Source organism: Comamonas trifloxystrobinivorans, assembly GCF_043359985.1.
Classification (GTDB): domain Bacteria; phylum Pseudomonadota; class Gammaproteobacteria; order Burkholderiales; family Burkholderiaceae_C; genus Comamonas; species Comamonas trifloxystrobinivorans.
The window spans coordinates 72,421-95,417 of record NZ_JBHZGV010000007.1; the positions used below are offsets into that span (position 1 = coordinate 72,421).

The following is a 22,997-nucleotide window of genomic DNA, read 5'->3' on the forward strand; positions in this document are numbered from 1 at the left end:
GGCGATCAGGCCACCGGCACGTTCTTGAAGCCGGGCGCATTACCAGCCGCCAGCTTGCCTGCCAGCGCACCGAGCACACCGCCGGCCAGTGCCAGCACTATCCAGCCCATGCCGCTGGCGTACAACGGCAGGTATTGTGCCAGCGCGTCAGCAATGCCTTGTGGCAACAGGTTGATGTCCTTGAGGCCATCGAAAAAGCCCATGATGGCGGCGCCAATCACCGTGCCCACGTACACCGAGCGCTGGCCGCCGAACCACTTGTTCAAGAAAACCAAAGCAATCAGCGAGATGGCGATGGGGTACAAAAACAGCAGCACGGGCGAGGCGAACTTCAAAATCGTCGTCAGGCCAAAGTTGGTGATCAGCAGGCTCAGCGCGCCAAAGGCCCAGACCCAGCCCTTGTAGCTGAGCTGCGGGCAGATGCGCGAGAAGTACTCGGCCACCGCTGCCAGGCAGGCAATGGCAGTGGTGATGCCCGTCATCATGATCACGCAGGCCAGCATGCCCACGCCCAGGTTGCCCAGCAGCAGCTTGACCATCTGGGTCAGCGCCTGGCCGCCGTTGGTAGAGACGCCCAGCACGCTCACGCTGCTGGCCCCCATGCTGGCGAGCGACAGTTGCACGGCCGCCAAAGCCAGCACCGCAAAAGCGCCGGCACGCACAAACAGCGTCGCCATCTGGCTGGAATGCACGCCCGCATTACGCGCTGCGTCCAGGAAAATCTTGCCAAACACAAAGGCCGCCAACACGTCCATGGTGTAGTAGCCAATGGTGAAGCCCTTGCCGAAAGCGTGCTCCACGTACGGGCCGCTCGGCGCTGCCCAAGGGCCGATAGGCGTGATCAGCGACTTGGCCACAATCACCACCAGCAGCACGATAAAGATCGGCGTGAGCACATCGCCCATGCGCGCCACCAGCTTCTTGGGCTCCAGCGACAGGTAGATAGTGAGAAAAATAAAGAGTGCCGAAAAAGCGAACAGCACCCAGCCGCTGGCAAAAGGCAGATCCTGCGGCACAAAGGGCAGCACCGACACCTCATACACCACGGCAGCGGTGCGCGGCACCACGTAGATGGGGCCAAGCGTGAGGAACAGCAGCACCGAGAAAAACTTAGCAAAGCCCGGGCTCACGCGGCCGGCCAGGCTCTCGATGCTGCCGCCAGCGATCGACAGCGCCATGATGGCCAGCAGCACCAGGCCCACGCCGGTGATCAAAAAGCCGCCCATGGCGACCCACAGGCTGGTGCCCGCAGCCTGCCCGAGCGGCGGCGCAAAGATGATATTGCCTGCGCCCAAAAACATGGAGAACAGGAAGAAAGCCAGCGAGATGAACTGCCGAAAGCTCAGGGAAGATGCCATGCGCGAACCTCGTATGCAACAGAGAGGGAAAGGGTGGAAAAAACAATCACTGGAAAGAGCCTGTGAACGGGAAACGGGTAGCGCGGTAAGGCGCCAGGTCAATAGCAGCACCACGGCCCAGCAGTTGCGCGGCCATGAGCTGGCCGGTAAATGCCGCCAGCGTTACGCCAACGTGCTGGTGGCCAAAGGCAAAGCCAAGCTGCGGGTGCTGGGGGTGCGTGTCGATGATGGGCAGCGAATCGGGCAAGGTCGGGCGCATGCCCATCCATTCGCTCGCCTGGCCCAGCTGCGCCGTGGTTTGCGGCAGCAGGGCCGACACATGGTGGCGCAGCGAGCCAAAACGCTCGGGCTTGGGCGGCAGCTGCGTGCCGCCCAGCTCGCTGAAGCCCACCACGCGCAAGCCGCCGTCGAGCGGGTTGATAAAAATATTGCGCTCGGCCGAACACACCGGCCCGCGCAGCAAACCGCGCACATGCGGCAGGTTCAGGTGGTAGCCGCGCTCAGCCATGAGTGGAATGCGCACGCCCAAGGGGCGCAGCAGATCAGCGCTGTAAGCGCCAGCGCAAACCACGGCGCGGTCATAGCGCTGGCCGTTGACGGCAACGCCCTGCTCTTGCGGCAGCACGCTGCTCACGTTTTGCTGCAGCCACTGGCCGCCACGCTGCAAAAACACATCGAACAAAGCCTGGCACAGCACGAACGGATCGCTCACACGGTGCGCATGCGGCAGCACCACGGCGTGGTGGATGGTGGCGGCCAGCGCCGGCTCCAGGGCGGCCATTTGCGCCCGGTCGGCAAACTCGGCGGCAATGCCCCATTCGCGGTAAAAAGCAGCCTCGGCCTTGGCGGCAGCCTCGCCTTCAGGCTTTTCCCAAATGCGCAGGTAGTGCACATCGAGCAAATGGCCAGACAGGCCTTCGCGCGCCAGCAATTGCTTCCAGGCAGGCGCTGCATTTTTCAGCAAGGCAGACAAAGCAACGCGCGCTGGCTTGACGCGCTCGGCCCGCGCCGACAGCGCCATGCGCAGCATCCACGGCAAGCTGTTCTGCCAGTTACCGGGCGGCACCGAAAGCGCACCATGCGGGTCGCGCAACAAGCCCATGGCGCGGCGGATGGTGTCGGCCGTGCCCAGCGGGTCGACCGATTCGCTGGCAATAAAGCCGGCATTGCCAAACGATGCGCCGCGCCCGGGCGCATCGCGGTCGATCAAGGTAACGGCAGCGCCGCTTTCGAGCAGCTCCAGCGCCGTGCACAAACCGATGAAACCTGCGCCCACAACGGCGCAACGGGGAGATTGATCCATAAGCGGGATCTCTTGAAAATTTTGGGCATGCACCCAGCCCGCCGACACGCACGGTCAGCCAGCTCGGCAACACACCAGCAGAAGAAAAAGAAAGTGGGCGAGGCCGCAGCGCCGCCGCTTTTAAGCGCTAACGCTTTCGGCAGCGCTGCGCTGCGTGTTGGCAGCCTGGGCGGCCTGTGCCATATAGGCGTCGTAAGCCAGCGAGGCGGCGGCCACATCTTCCAGCGCCGTGCCTACTGCCTTGTAAACCGTGATCTCGTCAGCGCTGCTGCGCCCGGCGTGCTTGCCGCGGCACAGGTCTTCCAGCGTGGCGGCCAGGCGCTCCTGGCTCCAGGCACCGCTGGCAATCGGGTCCAGAATATCGCCCGCCTTCATCAGCGCTTCGGCGGTATCGACAAACACGGTGCCACGCGCAAAGCAAGCGTCGTCGCTCTCGCGCATGGTGGGGGTAAAACCGCCAATCAAATCCAAGTGCGCGCCCGGCTGCAACCATTCGCCCTTGACCATGGGCGCAGTCGACAAAGTGGCGCAAGTGACGATATCGGCCCAGCGCACGCCCTGCTCCAGCTCAGCCACTGGCTGCGCGTTAATGCCTTGGGCACGCAGGCTGGCGGCCAGCGCTTCGGCCGCCTCGGGGCGAATGTCCCACACCTGCACCTGCTCGATGGCGCGCACACAGCGGTAAGCGTCGGCCAACAGGCTGGCCACACGGCCTGCACCCACCACCAGCAGCTTGCTGGCATCAGGCTTGGCCAGCCAACGGGCGGCCAGCGCGGAGGCGGCGGCGGTGCGGCGCGAGGTAATCACATCACCATCCAGCACAGCCAGTGGCGCGCCGGTGCTGGCGTCGTACAAAATGAAAACCGAGTGCAAGCCCGGCAAGCCCTTGGCCTGGTTGCCGGGGAAGATCGACACCGTCTTCACCCCCAGGCGCTTGCCCGTCTGCCAGGCCGGCATCAGCAGCAAAATGCCGTTGTCGGCCGCCGTTTCGCCTTGGACTGCGTGGTTGTGGCGCAGCGGCACCTCGCAGCCTTGCACGAACATCTGCTCGATGCTGTCGATCAAAGCGGCAAAGGGCAAATGGTGGGCGGTCTGGGTCTGGTCAAGAATCTGCATACAACTCGGGCTCACAAAACAAATCTACTAAAGAGGAATATTTCTCGTATACGAAATTTTATTTATACTTTGAAAAAATTTCTCTAGGGTTTACCCTGGAATGCGCGTATTCCCGCCCACGCCGCCCGTGCTGGCCAGCGCCGGACCCTACACTTGCAGACGCACCGGTTCTGCAGACCGGCCGGGCTTGCCAGCCCAGCCCGCGCGCACCCACCGGGTCAACCACAGCCCATGCCCCACACCACGCCTTTGCCAGATACGGAAGCTGCCGAAGCCTCCACCAGCATTCTTGCCACCAAGCTGCGCCTGCTGCGCCGCCAGGCCGATCTCACCTTGCAGCAACTGAGCCAGCGCTGCGGCATCTCGGTCTCCACGCTCTCCAAAATTGAGCACGGCCAGCTCTCGCCCACTTACGAAAAAATTGCCGCGCTGGCCAAAGGGCTGGAGATCGACGTGGGCGAGCTGTTCAGCCCGCCACAACAAAACGCATTGCGCGCCCGCCGCAGCGTTACCCGCAAGGGCGAAGGCGTGCAGCACAGCACGCAGCAGTACGTGTATGAAATGCTGCACACCGATCTGTCAGACAAGCGTTTCATCCCGCTGTTCACCACCATCAAGGCGCACGAGCGCGCCGAGTTTCCGCAGCTGCTCAACCATGATGGCGAAGAAATGGTCTATGTGATCAGCGGCAAAGTCATGGTACACACCGACTCCTACGCCCCGCTGGAGCTCGGCCCCGGCGACTCCTGCTACTTCGACAGCACCATGGGCCACGCCTGCATCTCCAGCGGCGCCGAAGACGCGCAAGTGCTCTGGGTCTGCTCGCATGTGACGCTGCGCTGATGGGGCAGCACTAAACCCCAACCTCAACTCTGCACAGCCAGCCGCTCCATCAAGCCCTGGCTTTGGTCGTTCAGGCCCAGCAGTTCCACTTGGCTGCCGTGCTTGGCCAGGCGTTGGCGTACTTTGTGCAAGGCTGCTACGGCGGTGATGTCCCAGAAATGGGCTTGCGAAAGGTCTATGCGCACGGCGCGGCTGGCCACGTCGCGCACGTCAAACTGCTCCAGCAAGATATCGGCTGAAGCAAAGAAAACTTGCCCTTTCACCCGGTAAAGCACGGCGTCTGCGGTTTCAGATTTTTCGACTGTCAGCAAGCGCGCTACTTTGAAGGTAAAGAACACGCCGCTCAGCAAAACGCCACAGCAAACACCGGCCGCCAGGTTGTGTGTGGCCACGGTGACGACCACTGTCGCCAGCATCACTGCGCTAGAGAGTTTGGGGTGTTTGAGCAAGGCGCGCACCGAGCCCCAATCGAAGGTGCTGGCCGACACCATCACCATGATGGCCACCAGTGCCGCAATCGGCACCATCGACACCCAGGGCTTGAGCAGCACCATCAAGATCAGCAAAAACGCGCCAGCAAACAAGGTGGACAAGCGCCCTCGCCCGCCGTAACGCACGTTGCTGACGCTTTGCCCGATCATGCCGCAGCCGGCAATGCCGCCAAAAAAACTGGCGGCCACATTGGCCATGCCCAAGCCGCTGCATTCGCGGTTCTTGTTGCTGGGCGTGTCGGTCAACTCGTCGACCACGCTGGCCGTCATCATCGATTCCAGCAGACCCACCATCGCAATCGCCAAGGCGGGCAAAGCGATCAGCTGCAGCGTCTCCCAGTTCAAAGGTACGGCCGGCAGCCCAAAACCGGGCAAGCCTTGCGGCAGCGCGCCCAGATCGGCCACGGTCTTGAGCGGCAAACCCAGCCATTGCGCCAACAGCGTCAACACCACAATGCAAACCAAGGGCGAAGGCACGGCACTGCTGATGCGAGGCAGGCCGTAGATGATCACCAAGCCCAAGACACACATGGCCCAAGTGGCCAAGTTGGCGCCCAGCAAGTGCGGCATCTGCGCCGAGAAGATCAAGATTGCCAAGGCATTGACAAAGCCCGTGCGCACCGAGCCCGAGACAAAGCGCATCAACACGCCCAGCTTGAGCCATCCAAACAGCATCTGCATCAGGCCTGCCAACACGCCGGCCGCCAGCAGGTATTGCAAGCCATGCGCTTGCACCAGCGGTGCGGCCACCAATGCCACCGAGCCGGCGGCGGCCGACACCATGGCGGGCCGAGCGCCCGCAAAGGCAATGACCAGGCTGATGACAAACGATGCAAACAGCCCCACTGCCGGATCCACGCCAGCCACAAAAGAAAAGGCGATCACTTCCGGAATCAGCGCAAAAGTGGCCACGGCACCGGCCATCAGCTCACGCGGAACACTGGGCGCCCATTCTGCGCGAGAGAAATAAGAACGAAGAGACATGCAAACAAGGGCCTCGCCGCGCAGCCGCGTCTGCGGGCACCAGCGAAGCCTGGAGAAAACCAGAGAAAAGCACCAACGCCGCTAGCCAACGCAAAGCGCTGGCGAGTGGATGGGAGCAAGGGAGTTGCGTAAAAAGCTGACAGGCAACGCTGCTGCTGCCAGCAGGCTTATCTCAAGGCGGAGTCAGGCGCGTGCGCCCCGATTGCCGGCTCATGCCGTCGCGCGCCATGCGCTGCAAGCCAAAGCTGTAAAAACGTGCAGCCTCACAGCCCTGCCCGTTGCGGGTCGGGTGTTGCTGAAAGTGAAGGCTGGTGTGCACGGGCTGCATTCTATCGGCTCGGCTGGGCTTGCCCAGGCAAACCAGGCCAAGGCAAAGCTTGGCGAACCTACTGCTCACACGTACCGGGTAATGCGCCAGCTAGCGGCGTTGTGCTCAAGATAATCGGGAAATAGCTGAAGAAAGCCTGTTCAATCATTGGCTGAGCATTTCACTCCAATGCCCGCCAAACGTAGTAGGAGCATCTTGTGGGAAGAGTCTGACAACCCCATTGTCCATATGCTCTTTTTTCAGCCATGCGTTGACCTCTTGAAATTTATCCGCCCTGGCATAGACGAATACAGAGTTTGACTGCACATCAATATTCACCCCATAAACACCTGAAACTTCCCGACTGGATACAGCCTCAACCACTTTTTTATTGACCTCTTCCAGATAAGCATAAGTGTTATTCACATACACCACCCGCATTCTTGATCGGCAATAAAAATTTTCATCCAACTGCGCAGGCTTTACCAATGCCAGAACAAAGACCACATCCTTGTTTTTGTCATAATCCAACCACGAGCCTGCATATCCATCGCCAGCAGATGCTTGAATCATAAACATATTTTTTTGGAAAAATTCCATCAACTCCTGATTGGTGCTGAGCGCACAATTTTTTGATTCAGCATTCACAATAGATGTCAAACAAAAAAATATAGTAAGTATAAGATATCTCATAATTTAAACTAGCAGGCATTAAAATACCTGCCATTCAAATATTTAAGGTTGACTTGTTTTTATCCTAACATTGGGGTATCTTGCCAAATACCAACTTACAGGCGTAAATATTGAGGAAATAGTCTCTCCTCCGCCTACACTTGCCCCACAAGTATTTGTTTGATTAGACCTTTTAGCTCCTCCATAAATACCTATAGCATTCATATTTGGAAATGCATCAGTTACCACCGGACCTCCAGAATCGCCACGCGCTCCACAAAAAGAAGCTAGAGCATAATTCATTGGCCTATAAAATCCAGTAAATTCACTCGAGCTATACGCAGTTAATCTCCCGCACTTCCACAATGTCACAGCACCATGACGACAAATAGGTGCTCCCATTATCAATGACTCAACCGACTGCACAGCTCTGACAGGAACTTCAGAGTAAGATGTTGTAGTATGTATTGCATTGGGCAACTCATGCTCATTGTTTTCATTGCCAAAAAGTACTGCATCAACTCCACTATTATACTCGTTGGCTAGATATGCCCCAATATATGGACCCTGAACGATGCCTGTCGCTGGATTTCCAGCGCGATTGAAATAGACACCCTGACCACCCAATGCACAATGACCAGCAGTCATTGCACCGGTAATATATCCATCTATTGTTACATTAAAACCAGAAGTGCACCCCATAAGATTATTTGCCTGACCTGAAAAAATCGCATCACCACCAACCAATCTCGCATGCAGACTAACTGGCCCATCTTGCTCCACAAAGCCCATCATCTCCAAATTAATATCCTTTGATTTGAGCCATTTTTTTAATTTATCAAAATCATCAGCCCTGGATGTCACAATCACTTTATTACCAGGAATATCAACATAAGTAGACAGCAAATAAGAGTACTCTTTAGAATCCCCCATGCGATCCAAGTAGTAGCTATTCGCTATTAACTCCTTAGTGGCATTTAAAACATCGAGAGAATATTCAACTTTCGTCGGAACCCCATAAACCACACCCGCCTTGACTTTATTGATAGCTTCGTAATCCACAACACCTATATGAATCGTAGGATTCCCTCCATCATCATAATCTATCCACATACCTCCAAAATCATCGCCTAGTTTATTCTTGTATGTTTCGTATTCAGCTTGTGCATTTTTTAAAAGTAAAACATTTTTCTCCTCCATCATTGCTTCAAGTCCAGCACCCTTCATAGCCTCACTACGACTAGTATATAACCCCTCTTCGGCATATACCGCATTAACGCTTAAAGCAAAAATCGCAAATGCTAAATTTTTCATACATCCTCACTAAAAAATTACCGGGATCGGTAAATCTCATAGTGCGGGCCAGAAGATGAAAATAGGTTAACGTAAACCCTATCCAAATCATCCAAATTAACACATCGCAATTATTTTTCTAAAATATCCCCAAAAAAAGAGTTTGTTATATTTCGAAGGCTTGACAATGAGCGCTTCAGAGGCACGAAGCTGTGAATGACCTACGAAATAAGAACAGTTAACGCCTAAGGCCGGCCTGCATCAAGGCCAACTACAGCGATTTGTGTTGATGTCCCGGCGTCTTTTGCCGCTTTCAGATGCTCCAACGCAGGGTTGGCAAACAGATCGACACCTCGCTCAAGAACGGCGCCGTGTGTTTGATGTTTCAGCATGAGGCCATTACAGGGGCATCGTTTCAGTAGCCTCCTGCCAATGTACGATTTTGCTATCCATAAGACATATAACGGGTGCCTGCATATGCCACCCACCTTTCCATGTCTTTACGCAAATCTTGTTGCCAGAGGCGTGGACTAGTTTGCGTTGAACGCCAATGGCAAACAAGCATCCAGCGCAAAGCTTGATACAAGTCGCTCCAAAGCGCATGTCTGCACCAAAAACAAAACACCCGCTGGTGTTAGCAGCGGGTGATTTGTGCAGGTTCAGCGCCAGCTGAACAGATCGATGTCAGATCATTCGAATTCCAGAATGATGTCGTCCACAGCCAGCGAGTCGCCCTTGCCGGCGCTGATCTTGCCGACCACGCCGTCTTGGCTGGCGAAGAGGATGTTTTCCATCTTCATGGCTTCGATCACGGCCAGCTTTTCGCCGGCTTGTACCTTCTGGCCGGGCTGCACGGCCACGTCCACCAGCAGGCCGGGCATGGGCGAGAGCAGGAACTTCGACATGTCGGGCGGTGCCTTGTAAGGCATCAGCTTGTACAGGTCGGCGCCCAGGTTGGAGAGCACCAGCACGTCCATCTGCGTGCCGTTGTGGATCACGCGCAGCGCCAGCGGGTTCTTGGGCGTGCCGCGCTCGATCTGGCAGACGAAGGGCTTGCCGTCGCAGGTGCCGCGCACCACCAGATCGCGGATGTCGGAGTTGCTGCGCAGCTCGTAGGTTTTGCCGTTGATGACGACCTTGCACACGCGGGCTTGCGCGTCAAAATCGGTCACCTCGCCGCTCACGTACTGGTGCTGGCCTTCGGCACCCAGCACCACGGCGGTGTAGCTGTGGCCCACTTGCAGCTGGTGGCCTTGCATTTGGCCGCTGATGGTGGATGCACGCGCGCGGTAGCGGCGGTTGCGGAACATGGCCAGCGCCACCAGAAACTCAGGGTCGGCGTGCGGCACATCTTCGGCATGGAAGCCGTGGCTGTAGTGCTCGGCGATGAAGCCGGTGTTGAACTGGCCCGAGACAAACTTGGGGTGAGCCAGCAGCGCAGCCTGGAAAGGAATGTTCGAGCTGATGCCGCGGATGGCAAAGCCGTTGAGCGCTTCGCGCATCTTGGCGATGGCTTCCTCGCGGTCCTTGCCGTGCACGATGAGCTTGGCGATCATCGAGTCGTAGAACATCGGGATCTCGCCGCCCTCAAACACGCCGGTGTCCACGCGCACGCCGTGCAGGTGCTCGGTGTCGGCTTGCCACATGGTTTGCTCAGGGGGCTGGAAGCGCACCAGGCGGCCGGTCGATGGCAGGAAGTTACGGAATGGGTCTTCCGCGTTGATGCGGCACTCGATCGCCCAGCCCTCGCGCTTGACATCGGCTTGCGTGAACGACAGCTTTTCGCCAGCGGCCACGCGGATCATCTGCTCGACCAGATCGAGGCCGGTGATGCACTCGGTCACCGGGTGTTCCACCTGCAGGCGGGTGTTCATTTCCAGGAAGTAGAAATCCTGGTCCTTGCCCACCACAAACTCCACCGTGCCGGCGCTTTGGTATTGCACGGCCTTGGCCAGAGCCACGGCCTGCTCGCCCATGGCTTTGCGCGTGGAGTCGCTGATGAAGGGCGAAGGCGCCTCTTCAATCACCTTCTGGTGGCGGCGCTGGATCGAGCACTCGCGCTCGTTCAGGTACACCACGTTGCCGTGGCTGTCGCCCAGAATCTGGATTTCAATGTGGCGCGGCTCTTGCACAAACTTCTCGATGAAGATGCGGTCGTCGCCAAAGCTGTTGCGCGCTTCGTTCTGGCAGGCGGTAAAGCCTTCCAGCGCTTCCTTGTCGTTGTAGGCCACACGCAAGCCCTTGCCGCCGCCGCCGGCCGATGCCTTGATCATCACCGGGTAGCCAATGCCTTGGGCAATGCCGACCGCTTTTTCTGCGTTCTCAATAGCGTCGTTGTAGCCGGGGATGGTGTTGACCTTGGCCTCGCCCGCCAGCTTTTTGGAGGCAATCTTGTCGCCCATGGCGGCAATCGAATGCGCCTTGGGGCCGATGAAGGCAATGCCTTCGTCTTCGCAACGCTTGGCGAAGGCTTCGTTCTCGCTCAAAAAGCCGTAACCGGGGTGCACGGCTTGCGCGCCGGTCTGCTTGCAGGCAGCGATGATGCGGTCTGCCACCAGATAGGATTCGCGGCTGGGCGCAGCACCAATGTGCACGGCCTCGTCAGCCAGTTTCACATGGCGGGCGTCCTTGTCGGCGTCCGAGTACACGGCGACCGTCTGGATGCCCATCTTGCGGGCGGTGGCGATCACGCGGCACGCGATTTCACCCCGGTTAGCGATCAAGATCTTAGTGAACATAGTGCTTCCGTCTCTCAAATAAATTTTTCAACCAATCTTTGCCGCCCTGCTTCAGGGCAGCGCCTTGTCATGTGCCCATTGCCCTCCGGGCAGGAGCAGATAGTCTTCACAATCGGGTTCGGCGCAGGCTTGGCTGCCCAGCACCTGCAGCACCACGCGGTCTTGCGTGCGCACGTCGATCGAGCGGCCATGTACCTTGGCTGCCAGCATGCGGCTTTCCTTGCCCCATTTGGCAATCTCGTTGCCCTCGGCCAATGCCTCGGTCACGTCCCAGCCTTCACGGTGCGCAGCCCGCACGGTGGCCGCTTTGCGCGACAACACCCGCTCTGGCCGCACGCCTACCAGTACCACCTGGCCTTGCCAGCGCGTGAGGCCTTTGTCCAGCGTTTGCAGATCAACCACGCGGCGCGCCTCGTACTTGCGCTGCAGCGCCTGCAGGCGGTGGGCGTTGGCGCTGTACTCTTTGCGCTGCTCGGGCTCGCTGGCCTTTTGGCGCTGCAAAGCGGCGGCGTTGTTGCTGTACTGCTGGAACAGCAGCTCCTGCCCTTGCAGCGAAGCCGTGGCTCGCACCGTGGCCTGTGGCAAGTTGCCATCGGCATCGGGCACCAGCTCAAAGCCGGCGTACAGCGCCAAGCGCACCAGGCCCACGGCCCGCGCCGCATTGCCCGGGCAAGCCCGCTGCCACTGGTGATGCGCGGCTTGCAGCCATTGGCGTGCTACCGATTCCATGCCCAGCGGCGTGTGTACATCCACCAGCACATGCAAAGCCTTGGGCTTGCAAATGTTGGCGGGTTGCTCGCCCTGCGCACTGGCCTCTACCCACAAACGGCCGCCGCGCCCTTCCGCATCAGCCAGCGGGCCTAGATCCAGCAGCACATTGTTGCCTGCCAAAACCTGGCTGGCACGCGGCTGCGCCCCAACAGGCAAGCCGCCCGCCAGCAGCGCGCAGGCCAGCAACACAGGCGCCATACGGCGGCTGTGTGCTTGGCGGAGGCGCTGGCAATGTGGCATGGTGGCTTTTCTGGGTTTAGGGGTTACTGACTGGAATGCACTGGCATTACCGGCGATACAGGCGTTGCAGGTGCTGAGGCTGGAGCTACCACCGTCACTGGCCATTGGCCGTTCAAGCATTGCTCTTTGGCGCCGCCGCTGATGCGGGTAGCGCCCTGCTGCTCGTAAGCGCTGGCGGGATAGCGGTAAAAATACTCCACCACTTTCTGCGCCAGCTCCTCGCCCACCGGGGCTGCTTTCTGTGCCGATTGCAGGGCTTTCGCCACCGACCCATCGCGCCGCTTGCCTTGGCTGGCTGCAGCGCCCGCCAAATTGGCGTTGACGCAGGCGTTCACCCGCTGCGCATCGGCCTGCGGAAACCAGGCTTGTGCGCAAGCGCGCAAAGCACGGTCTACATACATGCCGACTGCTGCCGCATATGCCTCGGCGCCATTGTCGTAGGCATCGCTGCCACGAAAACTTTGCGCCAGCGTTTGGTACAAGCGCAAGGCCTCGGGCTGCATCTCTGCGCGGGCTTGCTGCAGGCTTTGCACTGCCAGCGAATCCGGGCCGTCGTTGGAGCCAATCTGCACCAAAGCGAACAAGGCCTCTTCCACCAGCTGGCACTGCACGCCCTTCGATGCCATTTCTGGCAAGGCCGGGGCGGGTACAGCCGCCGTGCTTAGCGCCTGCGCATAGCTGCCGCTCTGGCCCCAAGCCAGAACCGCAGCTGTTGCAACAGAAACCATGGAAGTGCGCATGCCGGTGCCTGCTATCTGTGGCTTACAGCGGAATATTGCCGTGCTTGCGCCACGGATTTTCCAGCTGCTTGTTCTTGAGCATTTCCAGGCTGCGGCAGATGCGCTTGCGCGTTTCGTGCGGCTGGATCACGTCGTCGATAAAGCCACGGGCGCCGGCCACAAACGGGTTGGCAAAGCGCTCTTTGTACTCGGCCTCGCGGGCGGCGAGCTTCACCGGGTCGTTCTTGTCTTCGCGGAAGATGATCTCCACCGCGCCCTTGGCACCCATCACCGCAATTTCTGCGTGCGGCCAAGCCAGGTTCACGTCGCCGCGCAAGTGCTTGGAAGCCATCACGTCGTACGCGCCGCCGTAGGCCTTGCGGGTAATGACGGTGATCTTCGGCACGGTGCACTCGGCGTAGGCGTACAGCAGCTTGGCGCCGTGCTTGATGATGCCGCCGTACTCCTGGCTGGTACCGGGCATGAAGCCGGGCACGTCCACAAAGGTCACCACGGGGATGTTGAAGGCATCGCAGAAGCGCACAAAACGCGCTGCCTTGATGGACGACTTGATATCCAGGCAGCCTGCCAGCACCAGCGGCTGGTTGGCCACAATGCCCACGGTCTGGCCGGCCATGCGGGCAAAGCCGATCAAGATGTTCTTCGCGTAATCGGGCTGCAGCTCGAAGAAATCGCCGTCGTCCACGGTCTTGACGATCAGCTCGCGCATGTCGTAGGGCTTGTTCGGGTTCTCGGGCACCAGGGTGTCGAGCGACAAGTCGGCGCGGCCCACCGGATCGGTGGTTTCGCGCACAGGGGCTTTTTCGCGGTTGTTCAGCGGCAGGTAGTTGTACAGACGGCGCAGCATCATCAGTGCTTCCACGTCGTTGTCAAACGCCATGTCGGCCACGCCGCTCTTGCTGGTGTGGGTGATAGCGCCGCCCAGCTCTTCGGCCGTCACTTCTTCGTGCGTCACGGTCTTGACCACTTCGGGGCCGGTCACGAACATGTACGAGCTGTCCTTGACCATGAAGATAAAGTCGGTCATGGCCGGCGAATACACCGCACCACCCGCGCAAGGGCCCATGATCATCGAGATCTGCGGCACCACGCCCGAGGCCAGCACGTTCTTCTGGAACACGTCGGCATAGCCGCCGAGCGAGGCCACGCCTTCCTGAATGCGGGCGCCGCCCGAATCGTTGAGGCCGATCACCGGTGCACCCACCTTCATGGCCTGGTCCATCACCTTGCAGATCTTCTCGGCATGGGTTTCGGACAGCGCGCCGCCGAACACCGTGAAATCCTGGCTGAACACAAACACCAGGCGGCCATTGATCATGCCGTAGCCGGTGACCACGCCGTCGCCGGGGATCTTGGTGTTTTCCATGCCGAAGTCGGTGCAACGGTGCTCGACGAACATGTCCCACTCTTCAAAAGTGCCGTCGTCCAGCAGCAGCTCGATGCGCTCGCGCGCGGTGAGCTTGCCCTTTTTGTGCTGGGCATCGATGCGCTTCTGGCCTCCGCCCAGGCGGGCGAGTTCGCGCTTTTTCTCCAGTTGTACCAAGATATCGTCTTGCATGTGCTGTCCTCTGAAGCTAGCTGGTTGTCTCTGTGTCCGGCCCGGGCTCAGCGCCCTGGGCCTTCCGGTTTACTCTTGATCGCGTCGGCTGGCGCAAGCCCGGCGGGCCCGGCCTGCGCAGCCAACAAATTTCTGGCGGCGGTGGATGCCGCCAAGCGCCCATCGGCTACCTCGCGCTGCACCTGCGGCAGCATATCGCGCACCGCCGGGTGGGCGCGGAAAGCCAGTTTCAGGCCATGGTCAATGCGCTCCCACATCCAGGCCAGGGCCTGCTTTTCGCGGCGCAAGGCCAGGCGGCCATTGGCGGTCTGCAGCTCGCGGTAGCTGCTGACGGCTTCCCAAAAACCTTCCACGCCCTGGCCCAGCAAGGCACTGATCTGCACCACACGCGGCTGCCACAGCGCACCGCTGTTGGCGTGATCGGGGTTGCCGTGCATGCCCAAGAGGCGCAGGCTGGACGTAATTTGTGCTTGTGCGCGGGTGGCGGCGTTGGGGTCGATATCGGCCTTGTTGATCACCACCAGGTCGGCCAACTCCATCACGCCTTTTTTGATGGCCTGCAAATCGTCGCCCGCATTGGGCAATTGCAGCACGCAGAACATATCGCTCATGCCGTGCACGGCAATCTCGCTCTGGCCCACGCCCACGGTCTCGACAATCACCACGTCGTAACCGGCGGCCTCGCACACCAGCATGGCTTCGCGGGTTTTCTCGGCCACGCCGCCCAGGGTGCCGCTCGAAGGGCTGGGGCGGATATACGCCTCGGGCCGCATCGACAACTGCTCCATGCGTGTTTTGTCGCCCAAAATCGAGCCGCCCGAGACGGTGGACGAAGGGTCAATCGCCAGCACCGCCACGCGCAAGCCTTTGCCAATCAGGAACAGGCCCAACGTTTCGATAAAGGTGGATTTGCCCACGCCCGGCACGCCGCTGATGCCCAGGCGGAACGAGCGGCCGGTATGCGGCAGCAGCGCCGTCAGCAGCTCGTCGCCCTGCGCCCGGTGGTCGTTGCGGGTTGATTCCAGCAAAGTAATCGCCTTGGCCATGGCGCGGCGCTGCTGCGCCGGCTGGCTGCTTTGCGTGATGGCGGCTACGCGCTCGGCAATCTCTGCACTCATGCCTGTGCCGCTTTCTTGGCTGCGTAGCGCTGCGCGCTGGTCTCCTGCATTTTTCTCACTTTCCTGTCGCTGCCAGCCGCTCAGGCTGGCGCCCATTCGTAAATCAAATCGATGGCATCGCCACCGGTCTGCACAAAACCATGGCGCTCGTAAAAACGGATGGCATCGCTCTTATTGAGCACTTCCAGCCACACGGTTTTGCCTTCGCGCCGCGCCTGTTTTTGCAGCTGCTGCATGGCCCAGTCGCCAATCTTGCGGTTCTGATACGCAGGCAGCAGGTACAGGTGCTGCAGCTTGGTGCGGCCGTCGTGGTACGGCACCACCGTCAGCAAACCGGCACGCTGCGGGCCTTGGCCATCACCCGCATCCACGCAAATGTGCTGCATGTACTGCGGGTCAAACTGGCCTTGGAAGCGCTTGCGGGCGTGGTCCAGGTTGAAAATGCCCAATCGCTCCAGACTCTCGCGCATGGCGGCAATGCGCAGGTCAAACAGCGCTTCGAAATCGACTGCGGAGACGGGAGCGAGGGAGAGGTTCATTCTTTTTCCAGACCCTTTTTCATCTTTTGATGCAGTCGGTAAATGCCGTAGCCTGCTGCTGCCCAAATACCCAAACCTAGCAAGACCTGCAGCCAAGTGGGCAAGATAAATACGCGGTAAAGCCCATACAGCCACGCAATTCCAAGTACCGGCTCTAGAAACATCATGACAAACGCCAGCAAGTAGTCTTGCCCAAAAGGCCGCTGCTTGTCGGGTTTGCTCATACCGATTAAGCTGCTACCGCCTTCTTGATCTGCTCCAGCACATCTTTGGCGCTGGCCGGGATCGGGGTACCTGGGCCGTACACGCCCTTCACGCCGGCGCTGTACAGGTAGTCGTAATCTTGCGCGGGGACCACGCCGCCGACGAAGACGATGATGTCGTCTGCGCCCTGCTTCTTGAGCTCGGCAATAATGGCGGGCACCAAGGTCTTGTGGCCGGCGGCCAGCGTGGAAACGCCCACCGCGTGCACGTCGTTCTCAATCGCCTGGCGGGCGCACTCTTCGGGCGTCTGGAACAGCGGGCCCATGTCCACGTCGTAACCCAGGTCAGCAAAGGCGGTCGCCACCACCTTGGCGCCACGGTCGTGGCCGTCCTGGCCGAGCTTGGCGATCATCACGCGGGGGCGGCGGCCTTCGGTGTCGGCGAAAGCAGCGATCTCTTCCTTGAGCTTGTCCCAGCCTTCGGCCGAGTCGTAAGCGGCAGCGTACACACCGGTCACCTTTTGCGTATCGGCGCGGTGGCGGCCAAAGGCCTTTTCCAGCGCGTCGGAGACTTCACCCACCGTGGCGCGCAGGCGCACGGCCTTGATAGCCAGATCCAGCAGGTTGCCCTGGCCGGATTCGGCCGCGTCGCTCAAAGCTTGCAGCGCTTGCGCCACGGCCTTGGCATCGCGGCTGGCCTTGATGCTGTTGAGGCGCGCAATCTGGCTGTCGCGCACCTTCACGTTGTCCACTTCGAGGATATCGACCGGGTCTTCCTTGGCGAGCTTGTACTTGTTCACGCCAACGATCACTTCCTTGCCCGAATCAATGCGCGCCTGTTTCTCAGCGGCGGCAGCCTCGATCTTGAGCTTGGCCCAGCCGCTGTCCACGGCCTGGGTCATGCCGCCCATGGCGTCGACCTCTTCGATGATCTTCCAAGCCGCGTCGGCCATGTCCTGGGTGAGCTTTTCCATCAGGTAGCTGCCGGCCCATGGGTCGATCACGTTGGTGATGTGCGTCTCTTCCTGAATGATCAGCTGCGTGTTGCGCGCAATGCGGGCGCTGAACTCGGTAGGCAGTGCAATCGCTTCATCGAGCGCGTTGGTGTGCAGGCTTTGCGTGCCGCCGAACACGGCTGCCATGGCCTCGATGGTGGTGCGCACCACGTTGTTGTACGGGTCTTGCTCGGTCAGGCTCCAGCCGCTGGTCTGGCTGTGCGTGCGCAGCATCAGGCTCTTGGGGTTCTTGGCGTCAAAACCCTTCATGATGCGGCACCACAGCAGGCGGGCGGCACGCATCTTGGCGATCTCCAGGTAGAAGTTCATGCCCACGGCCCAGAAGAACGACAGGCGGCCGGCAAACGCATCCACGTCCATGCCCTTGGCGATGGCGGTCTTCACGTACTCCTTGCCGTCGGCCAGCGTGAAAGCCAGCTCCAGCGCCTGGTTGGCGCCGGCCTCTTGCATGTGGTAGCCGCTGATCGAGATCGAGTTGAACTTGGGCATGTTCTGGCTCGTGTACTCGATGATGTCGCCAATGATCTTCATCGACGGCTTGGGCGGATAGATGTAGGTGTTGCGCACCATGAACTCTTTCAGAATGTCGTTCTGAATGGTTCCCGAGAGCTGGTCTTGCGAGACGCCCTGCTCCTCGGCCGCCACCACGTAGCCGGCCAGCACGGGCAACACGGCGCCGTTCATCGTCATCGAGACCGACACCTTGTCCAACGGAATCTCGTTGAACAAAATCTTCATGTCTTCAACCGAATCAATCGCCACGCCGGCCTTACCCACGTCGCCCGTCACGCGGGGATGGTCGCTGTCGTAGCCGCGGTGCGTGGCCAGGTCAAAAGCCACCGAAACGCCTTGGCCGCCGGCGGCCAGCGCCTTGCGGTAGAAAGCGTTCGACTCTTCAGCCGTAGAAAAACCTGCGTACTGGCGGATCGTCCAGGGGCGCACGGCGTACATCGTGGCCTGTGGGCCGCGCAGATACGGCGCAAAACCGGGCAAGGTATCGGCAAACGGCAAATCGGCCGTATCCGCTGCCGTGTACAGCGGCTTGACGGTGATTCCGTCGGGCGTCACCCAGTCCAGCGCGCCCACATCGCCACCGGGGGCAGACTTGGCAGCGGCTTTCTGCCAGGCGGCCAGATCGGCCTGCGGAAACTCGGAAGCGGTGTTTTGCTTTGCAGAATCAGTCATGTCTCAAGCTCGGTATCGTAATGAAACGCATGTTGACCTATCTCAGGCCATGTTGCAAGTGCACATATTATTCATAATTATGAATGCAAAATTTTGAATTTCAGACTTTTTTTGTACAATATGGGCCAAACATGAACAAAGCCACCCTCGCCCCGCGCGCCCTGTACGAAGAAGTTGCCGAACTGCTGCGGCAACGCATATTTGCGCACCAGCTCAAGCCCGGCAGCTGGATAGACGAACTCAAGATTGCCGAAGAATTCGGCATTAGCCGCACGCCCCTGCGCGAAGCGCTCAAAGTACTGGCCACCGAAGGCCTGGTGACCATGAAGCTGCGCCGCGGCGCCTACGTCACCGAAGTCTCGCAAACCGATCTGCTGCAGGTCTACCACCTGCTCGCCCTGCTCGAAAGCGACGCCGCCTCAGAGCTGGCCCGCGCCGCCACTGATGAGCAAATTACCGAGCTGCAAGCCCTGCACGACGCACTGGAAGCCGCCGTAGCCGACCGAGACGAATTCTTCAGCGCCAACGAGCGCTTTCACATGCGCGTGCTGGAAATGCTCAACAACAAATGGCTTAGCCAAATGGTGGCCGACCTGCGCAAGGTGATGAAGCTCAACCGCCACAACTCGCTCTTCAAATCGGGCCGGGTCGAAGAATCGCTGCAAGAGCACCGCGACCTGATGGCCGCCCTGGCCGCCCGCAAAGCCGAGGCAGCGCAGGCTTGCGTCAAACTGCACTTCAAGAACGGGCTGGCGGCTGCCGTCTAACGCAGCCTGACCGCACCACCATTTGGTGCCGCCCCGCAACGGCAGTGCTACGCTCGCTCACTTCTGCTATCCGCGAGCCTGCTCTCCATGTCTGCCACTACCCACCACGCTGCCGCACTCACCCGTCTCGCCGCCCTGCCCCGTAGCGCGCTGGGCTTTTTGCCCACGCCTTTGCAGCCGCTGCGCCGGATTTCCCGGCAACTGGGTGGCCCGGCCATCTGGGCCAAGCGCGACGACTGCACCGGCCTCGCCACCGGTGGTAACAAAACCCGCAAGCTCGAATATTTGCTGGGCGACGCGCTGGCCCATGGCTGCGACACGCTCATCAGCACTGGCGCGCTGCAATCCAACCACGCCCGCCAAGTGGCGGCTGCTGCGGCATCGGCCGGCCTGGCTTGCCACCTGGTGTTGACCGATTCGGTGCCCGAGCGCAGCGCCCACTACACCCGCGTTGGCAACACCCAGTTGTGCCGCATTCTGGGCGCGCAAGTGCAAGAGCTGGATGGCACGCAAGACGCAGCCGCAGCTTGCGAGCAACTGGCTAGTGATCTGCGCCGCCAAGGCGCAAAGCCATATGTCATACCGATGGGCGGCTCCAACGGCATGGGCTCGCTGGGCTATGCCAGCGCGTTTGCCGAGCTGCAAGCGCAAATGCAAACGCTGGGCGAACCGCTCGATGCGATTGTGCTCGCCAGCGGCAGCGGCGGCACACAGGCCAGTTTGGTATTGGGCGCTCAGCTGGCGGGCTGGCAAGGCCAATTGCTGGGCATCAGCGTGGGGCCAACGGCCGATATTGTGCGAACCCGCGTGCACAACGCGCTGGCCGAGGCGGCGCAGATCTTGGGCTTACCAGCAAGCACCGCTAGCCATGCCAGCATAGAGGTGGACGACAGCCTGCGCGGCCCGCATTACGGCATACCCAACGCGGCTACCGAAGCCGCTGTACTGCTGGCCGCCCGCCAAGAAGGCTTGGTGCTGGACCCGGTCTACACCGGCAAAGGCTTTGCCGGCTTGCTGCAAGCTTTGCAAACCGGGCGCTTTGCCGGCCTGCGCAATATTGTGTTTTTGCACACGGGCGGCGCGGCAGCAATATCGGCCTACCCGGAAGTGGGCGCGGCCTGATATTGGCTGCGCTCTCAGGCCGCCACGCCGTGGTCTTGCGCCAGGTATTGCGCTACACCCTGCGCAGCGCGCACACCGCTGGCGAAAGCGGCTGTCAGCAAATAGCCGCCAGTAGGCGCTTCCCAATCCAGCATTTCGCCGGCGCAGAACACGCCGGGCTGTGCTTGGCACATCAGCCCCTCGGTCAAGGCGGAGAAAGCCACGCCGCCGGCGGTGCTGATGGCTTCGTCCAGCGGGCTGGTGGCGGTCACGGTAATGGGCGCGGCTTTGATGGTGGCGGCCAGGCGCTCGGCGTCGTGCATGCCGTCTTTGCCCAGCACCTCAAACAGCAGCGCGGCCTTGATGCCGTCCAACCCCAAGCGGCCCTTCAAATGGCTGGCCAGGCTGCGCGAACCGCGTGGGTGGCGCACCTCGGCCAGCACGCGCTCGGCGCTGTGGTTGGGCAACAAATCTACCGTGAAAGTAGCGCTGCCGTGCTGCGCAATAGCGTTGCGCAACGGTGCAGACACGGCATACACCAAACTGCCCTCCACGCCGCTCGCCGTCGCCACAAACTCGCCCTTGCGCTCAAAAATCTGGCCGCTGCCGTCGTCAAAACGGATGGCGACCGATTTGAAAGGCTGGCCCGCAAACTTGCTGGCAAAAAACGGCGTCCAGCCGTCGGCCCCCGCCGAGCCATCGCTGGCACCCTGCATGCGCACCACAAAACCGCAATTGCTGGGCTGCAAAGCGTTCACCTGCACGCCCGCTTGCTGCAGCAGCGGCACCCAGGCGCCGTCTGACCCCAAACGCGCCCAGCTGCCGCCGCCCAGTGCCAGCACCGTGGCCGGTGCGTGCAGCGTGGTTTCGCCATCGGGCGTGGCAAAGCGCAGTGCGCCAGACTCTGCCCAGCCCAGCCAGCGGTGGCGCATGGCAAAGCGAACGCCGTCACTGCGCATGGCTGCAAGCCAGGCACGCAGCAGCGGCGCAGCCTTCAAATCTTTGGGAAAAACGCGGCCCGAGGTGCCCACAAAAGTCTCAATGCCCAGGCCGTGCGCCCAATCTTGCACCTGCTGGGCGCCAAAGCTCTGCAGCCAATCGCCCACCACGGCCTGCTGCGCGCCATAGCGGCTGACAAAAGGCGCCATGGGCTCGGAGTGCGTCAGGTTCAGCCCGCCGCGCCCGGCCAGCAAAAACTTGCGTCCCACCGAGGCGCTGCCGTCGAACACCGTCACCCGCAAACCTTGCTGCGCCAGGCGCTGCGCCGCCATCAGGCCGGCCGGGCCAGCGCCGACAACAGCAACATCAATAGCAGCGGGGGAAGGTGCAGACAGCGTCATGGCCAAAGCGATTCACAAAACAACAAGGGGGCGAACCTTACACCAAGGGCAAAGCCCTCGGGGGCAAACGCGGTACAGCGTGGGTGGATTGCAGCCATTTTCATTACCCTGCGATCAGGCGTGCGGCCACCGCAGCCCATACGTAGCACCGCGTAAATTGCGCTACCAATGTCAAACGGCAGACCGCTCAGCCAGAACCGTCACTTATAGTGCGCCCCAAGGAGATACATGCATGAAACTCACAACAGCCTTGGCCCTCACCCTGACCCTTGGCGCCGCACACGCGGCCGATGTACCCAACGCCACCGCTGCAGGCATTGTGCAAATGTCTGCCGGCCTGAACGAAATGGCGCTGGCCTGCAAACACCAGAGCGCCAGCGAGATCGACGCCGCCAAGGCCAAACAAAAATCGTCCGCCATCGCCGATCTCAAAATCAGCGCCGCCGAATACGACAAACTCTACGCGCAAGCCGCTGGCGACTTCAAAAAGCAATGGGCCACCGCCCCGGCGGAGCGGCAAAAGCAATCTTGCGATCAAATGAAGAACATGCCCAAAAGCGCCTCGTGACAAGTGCCGCCTGGCAATGACCACCTGCGGGTGGTTTTTCTTTGCCTGCAAAACGCTGGCAGGTTTGTGGCATGGTTATGCCTTTGCCAAATTGCGCGGCCAAACACTGACGAATGCCATGAACACAGAGCGCTTCCACCTCCAAGACGACAACGACCATTGCTACGCCCTGGCCTCCTGCCACTGCCGCTACCAAGGCCAAGCCATGAAGTCGACCGTGGTGCTGTATTTCTCGCCCACAGACGAGTCAGCGCCCTTCTCCTGGTATTGCTGGGGCGAAAGCGGACAGCGCCAAATGTTCCACCGCGGCCCGGACTATTCGCCAACACCCGAAGCAGCGCTGTTGGATTTTTGGGTGCAAGAAGGCGTTCCCGCCTACGCCTGGCAACTGGTGCAGCGGCCGGCTGCCCATAGCTTCCCCAATGCTGAACATGAGGCCTCCTACCTGCAAGCACGCAAAGAGCTATGTCGTGCCCTGTACGGTCTGCGCGCCAAAGCCGCAACACAAACCATGCTGAACGTGGCGCCCCTGCTCTCGCCCCCCGAAGGCGGCTACGCCGCTCCGGACGCGTTTGCCAGCACGGAAGAAAACGCAGAGATCCTTGGGGCAATGCTCTGACAGCGCCGCAAGGCGCGGCCCATTGCGCCCATGGTGCTTGAGTTCATAGCGCATGTTCACGATCTCTTCGCCGCCCTATTGAGCTGCCGTCGCCTCCGAAGTCAGGGCGACCTTGGTGGACAGTAGC

Annotated in this window: 20 protein-coding genes; 5 read left to right on the forward strand and 15 right to left on the reverse strand. The window is 60.4% G+C overall.

Annotated elements, in window-relative coordinates; genetic code table 11:
* Nucleotides 1–5 precede the first annotated feature (5 nt).
* The 3 genes from brnQ to lhpI all read right to left on the reverse strand — a co-directional run bounded on the left by brnQ (nucleotide 6) and on the right by lhpI (nucleotide 3,777).
* The gene (brnQ, locus tag ACFIQF_RS09600; RefSeq protein WP_393942296.1) at nucleotides 6–1,358 is read right to left on the reverse strand and encodes a branched-chain amino acid transport system II carrier protein; all 1,353 of its coding nucleotides are present in this window, start codon (nucleotides 1,356–1,358) and stop codon (nucleotides 6–8) included.
* A gap of 46 nt (nucleotides 1,359–1,404) precedes the next feature.
* Complete coding sequence (locus ACFIQF_RS09605) at nucleotides 1,405–2,661, reverse strand: NAD(P)/FAD-dependent oxidoreductase (RefSeq protein WP_393942298.1); 1,257 nt, start codon at nucleotides 2,659–2,661, stop codon at nucleotides 1,405–1,407.
* Nucleotides 2,662–2,781: 120 nt separating this feature from the next.
* Complete coding sequence (lhpI, locus tag ACFIQF_RS09610) at nucleotides 2,782–3,777, reverse strand: bifunctional Delta(1)-pyrroline-2-carboxylate/Delta(1)-piperideine-2-carboxylate reductase (protein ID WP_393942300.1); 996 nt, start codon at nucleotides 3,775–3,777, stop codon at nucleotides 2,782–2,784.
* 231 nt (nucleotides 3,778–4,008) lie between these two features.
* Here lhpI and ACFIQF_RS09615 point away from each other — a divergent pair, with 231 nt between their 5' ends.
* Complete coding sequence (locus ACFIQF_RS09615; RefSeq protein ID WP_393942301.1) at nucleotides 4,009–4,620, forward strand: helix-turn-helix domain-containing protein; 612 nt, start codon at nucleotides 4,009–4,011, stop codon at nucleotides 4,618–4,620.
* A 23-nt stretch (nucleotides 4,621–4,643) separates the two neighbouring features.
* Here the strand turns inward: ACFIQF_RS09615 and ACFIQF_RS09620 are convergent, their stop codons facing one another.
* From ACFIQF_RS09620 to scpA, 11 genes are all read right to left on the reverse strand, one after another.
* On the reverse strand, nucleotides 4,644–6,095 hold the full coding sequence (locus ACFIQF_RS09620) for a SulP family inorganic anion transporter (RefSeq protein WP_393942303.1): 1,452 nt from the start codon (nucleotides 6,093–6,095) through the stop codon (nucleotides 4,644–4,646).
* Between the two features lie 472 nt (nucleotides 6,096–6,567).
* The gene (locus tag ACFIQF_RS09625) at nucleotides 6,568–7,050 is read right to left on the reverse strand and encodes a hypothetical protein (RefSeq protein ID WP_393942305.1); all 483 of its coding nucleotides are present in this window, start codon (nucleotides 7,048–7,050) and stop codon (nucleotides 6,568–6,570) included.
* A gap of 87 nt (nucleotides 7,051–7,137) precedes the next feature.
* The gene (locus ACFIQF_RS09630; RefSeq protein ID WP_393942307.1) at nucleotides 7,138–8,388 is read right to left on the reverse strand and encodes a S1 family peptidase; all 1,251 of its coding nucleotides are present in this window, start codon (nucleotides 8,386–8,388) and stop codon (nucleotides 7,138–7,140) included.
* 668 nt (nucleotides 8,389–9,056) lie between these two features.
* On the reverse strand, nucleotides 9,057–11,105 hold the full coding sequence (accC, locus tag ACFIQF_RS09635) for an acetyl-CoA carboxylase biotin carboxylase subunit (protein ID WP_393942309.1): 2,049 nt from the start codon (nucleotides 11,103–11,105) through the stop codon (nucleotides 9,057–9,059).
* Between the two features lie 51 nt (nucleotides 11,106–11,156).
* Complete coding sequence (locus tag ACFIQF_RS09640; protein ID WP_393942310.1) at nucleotides 11,157–12,074, reverse strand: hypothetical protein; 918 nt, start codon at nucleotides 12,072–12,074, stop codon at nucleotides 11,157–11,159.
* A gap of 65 nt (nucleotides 12,075–12,139) precedes the next feature.
* Nucleotides 12,140–12,856 (reverse strand): hypothetical protein, encoded by a 717-nt coding sequence (locus ACFIQF_RS09645; RefSeq protein ID WP_393942312.1) that lies wholly within the window; start codon nucleotides 12,854–12,856, stop codon nucleotides 12,140–12,142.
* Between the two features lie 22 nt (nucleotides 12,857–12,878).
* Nucleotides 12,879–14,414, reverse strand: coding sequence for an acyl-CoA carboxylase subunit beta (locus tag ACFIQF_RS09650; RefSeq protein ID WP_393942314.1), 1,536 nt, complete (start codon nucleotides 14,412–14,414; stop codon nucleotides 12,879–12,881).
* A gap of 47 nt (nucleotides 14,415–14,461) precedes the next feature.
* On the reverse strand, nucleotides 14,462–15,532 hold the full coding sequence (meaB, locus tag ACFIQF_RS09655) for a methylmalonyl Co-A mutase-associated GTPase MeaB (protein WP_393942316.1): 1,071 nt from the start codon (nucleotides 15,530–15,532) through the stop codon (nucleotides 14,462–14,464).
* 80 nt (nucleotides 15,533–15,612) lie between these two features.
* A complete protein-coding gene (locus tag ACFIQF_RS09660; protein WP_393942318.1) occupies nucleotides 15,613–16,071 on the reverse strand; it encodes a GNAT family N-acetyltransferase in 459 nt (152 codons plus the stop codon).
* Nucleotides 16,068–16,295: a hypothetical protein gene (locus ACFIQF_RS09665; protein WP_393942320.1), complete on the reverse strand. Its 228-nt coding sequence runs from the start codon at nucleotides 16,293–16,295 to the stop codon at nucleotides 16,068–16,070. Before ACFIQF_RS09665 ends, ACFIQF_RS09660 begins: the two co-directional genes overlap by 4 nt.
* Before the next feature lie 5 nt (nucleotides 16,296–16,300).
* Nucleotides 16,301–18,475, reverse strand: a complete 2,175-nt coding sequence (scpA, locus tag ACFIQF_RS09670) for a methylmalonyl-CoA mutase (RefSeq protein WP_393942322.1) — start codon at nucleotides 18,473–18,475, stop codon at nucleotides 16,301–16,303.
* A gap of 131 nt (nucleotides 18,476–18,606) precedes the next feature.
* Between scpA and ACFIQF_RS09675 the strand changes: the two genes are divergently transcribed.
* Nucleotides 18,607–19,242 carry a GntR family transcriptional regulator gene (locus ACFIQF_RS09675; protein ID WP_393942324.1) on the forward strand — a complete coding sequence of 212 codons (636 nt, stop codon included), beginning with the start codon at nucleotides 18,607–18,609 and terminating at the stop codon, nucleotides 19,240–19,242.
* Nucleotides 19,243–19,329: 87 nt separating this feature from the next.
* On the forward strand, nucleotides 19,330–20,364 hold the full coding sequence (locus ACFIQF_RS09680) for a D-cysteine desulfhydrase family protein (protein WP_393942326.1): 1,035 nt from the start codon (nucleotides 19,330–19,332) through the stop codon (nucleotides 20,362–20,364).
* A 14-nt stretch (nucleotides 20,365–20,378) separates the two neighbouring features.
* On the opposite strand, the gene ACFIQF_RS09685 is transcribed toward ACFIQF_RS09680, so the two are convergent.
* Nucleotides 20,379–21,683, reverse strand: a complete 1,305-nt coding sequence (locus ACFIQF_RS09685) for a TIGR03862 family flavoprotein (RefSeq protein WP_393942329.1) — start codon at nucleotides 21,681–21,683, stop codon at nucleotides 20,379–20,381.
* Between the two features lie 232 nt (nucleotides 21,684–21,915).
* On the opposite strand from ACFIQF_RS09685, the gene ACFIQF_RS09690 reads away from it, so the two are divergent.
* Nucleotides 21,916–22,251: a hypothetical protein gene (locus ACFIQF_RS09690; protein ID WP_393942331.1), complete on the forward strand. Its 336-nt coding sequence runs from the start codon at nucleotides 21,916–21,918 to the stop codon at nucleotides 22,249–22,251.
* A 118-nt stretch (nucleotides 22,252–22,369) separates the two neighbouring features.
* Nucleotides 22,370–22,870: a hypothetical protein gene (locus ACFIQF_RS09695; RefSeq protein ID WP_393942332.1), complete on the forward strand. Its 501-nt coding sequence runs from the start codon at nucleotides 22,370–22,372 to the stop codon at nucleotides 22,868–22,870.
* The last annotated feature ends 127 nt before the right edge of the window (nucleotides 22,871–22,997 follow it).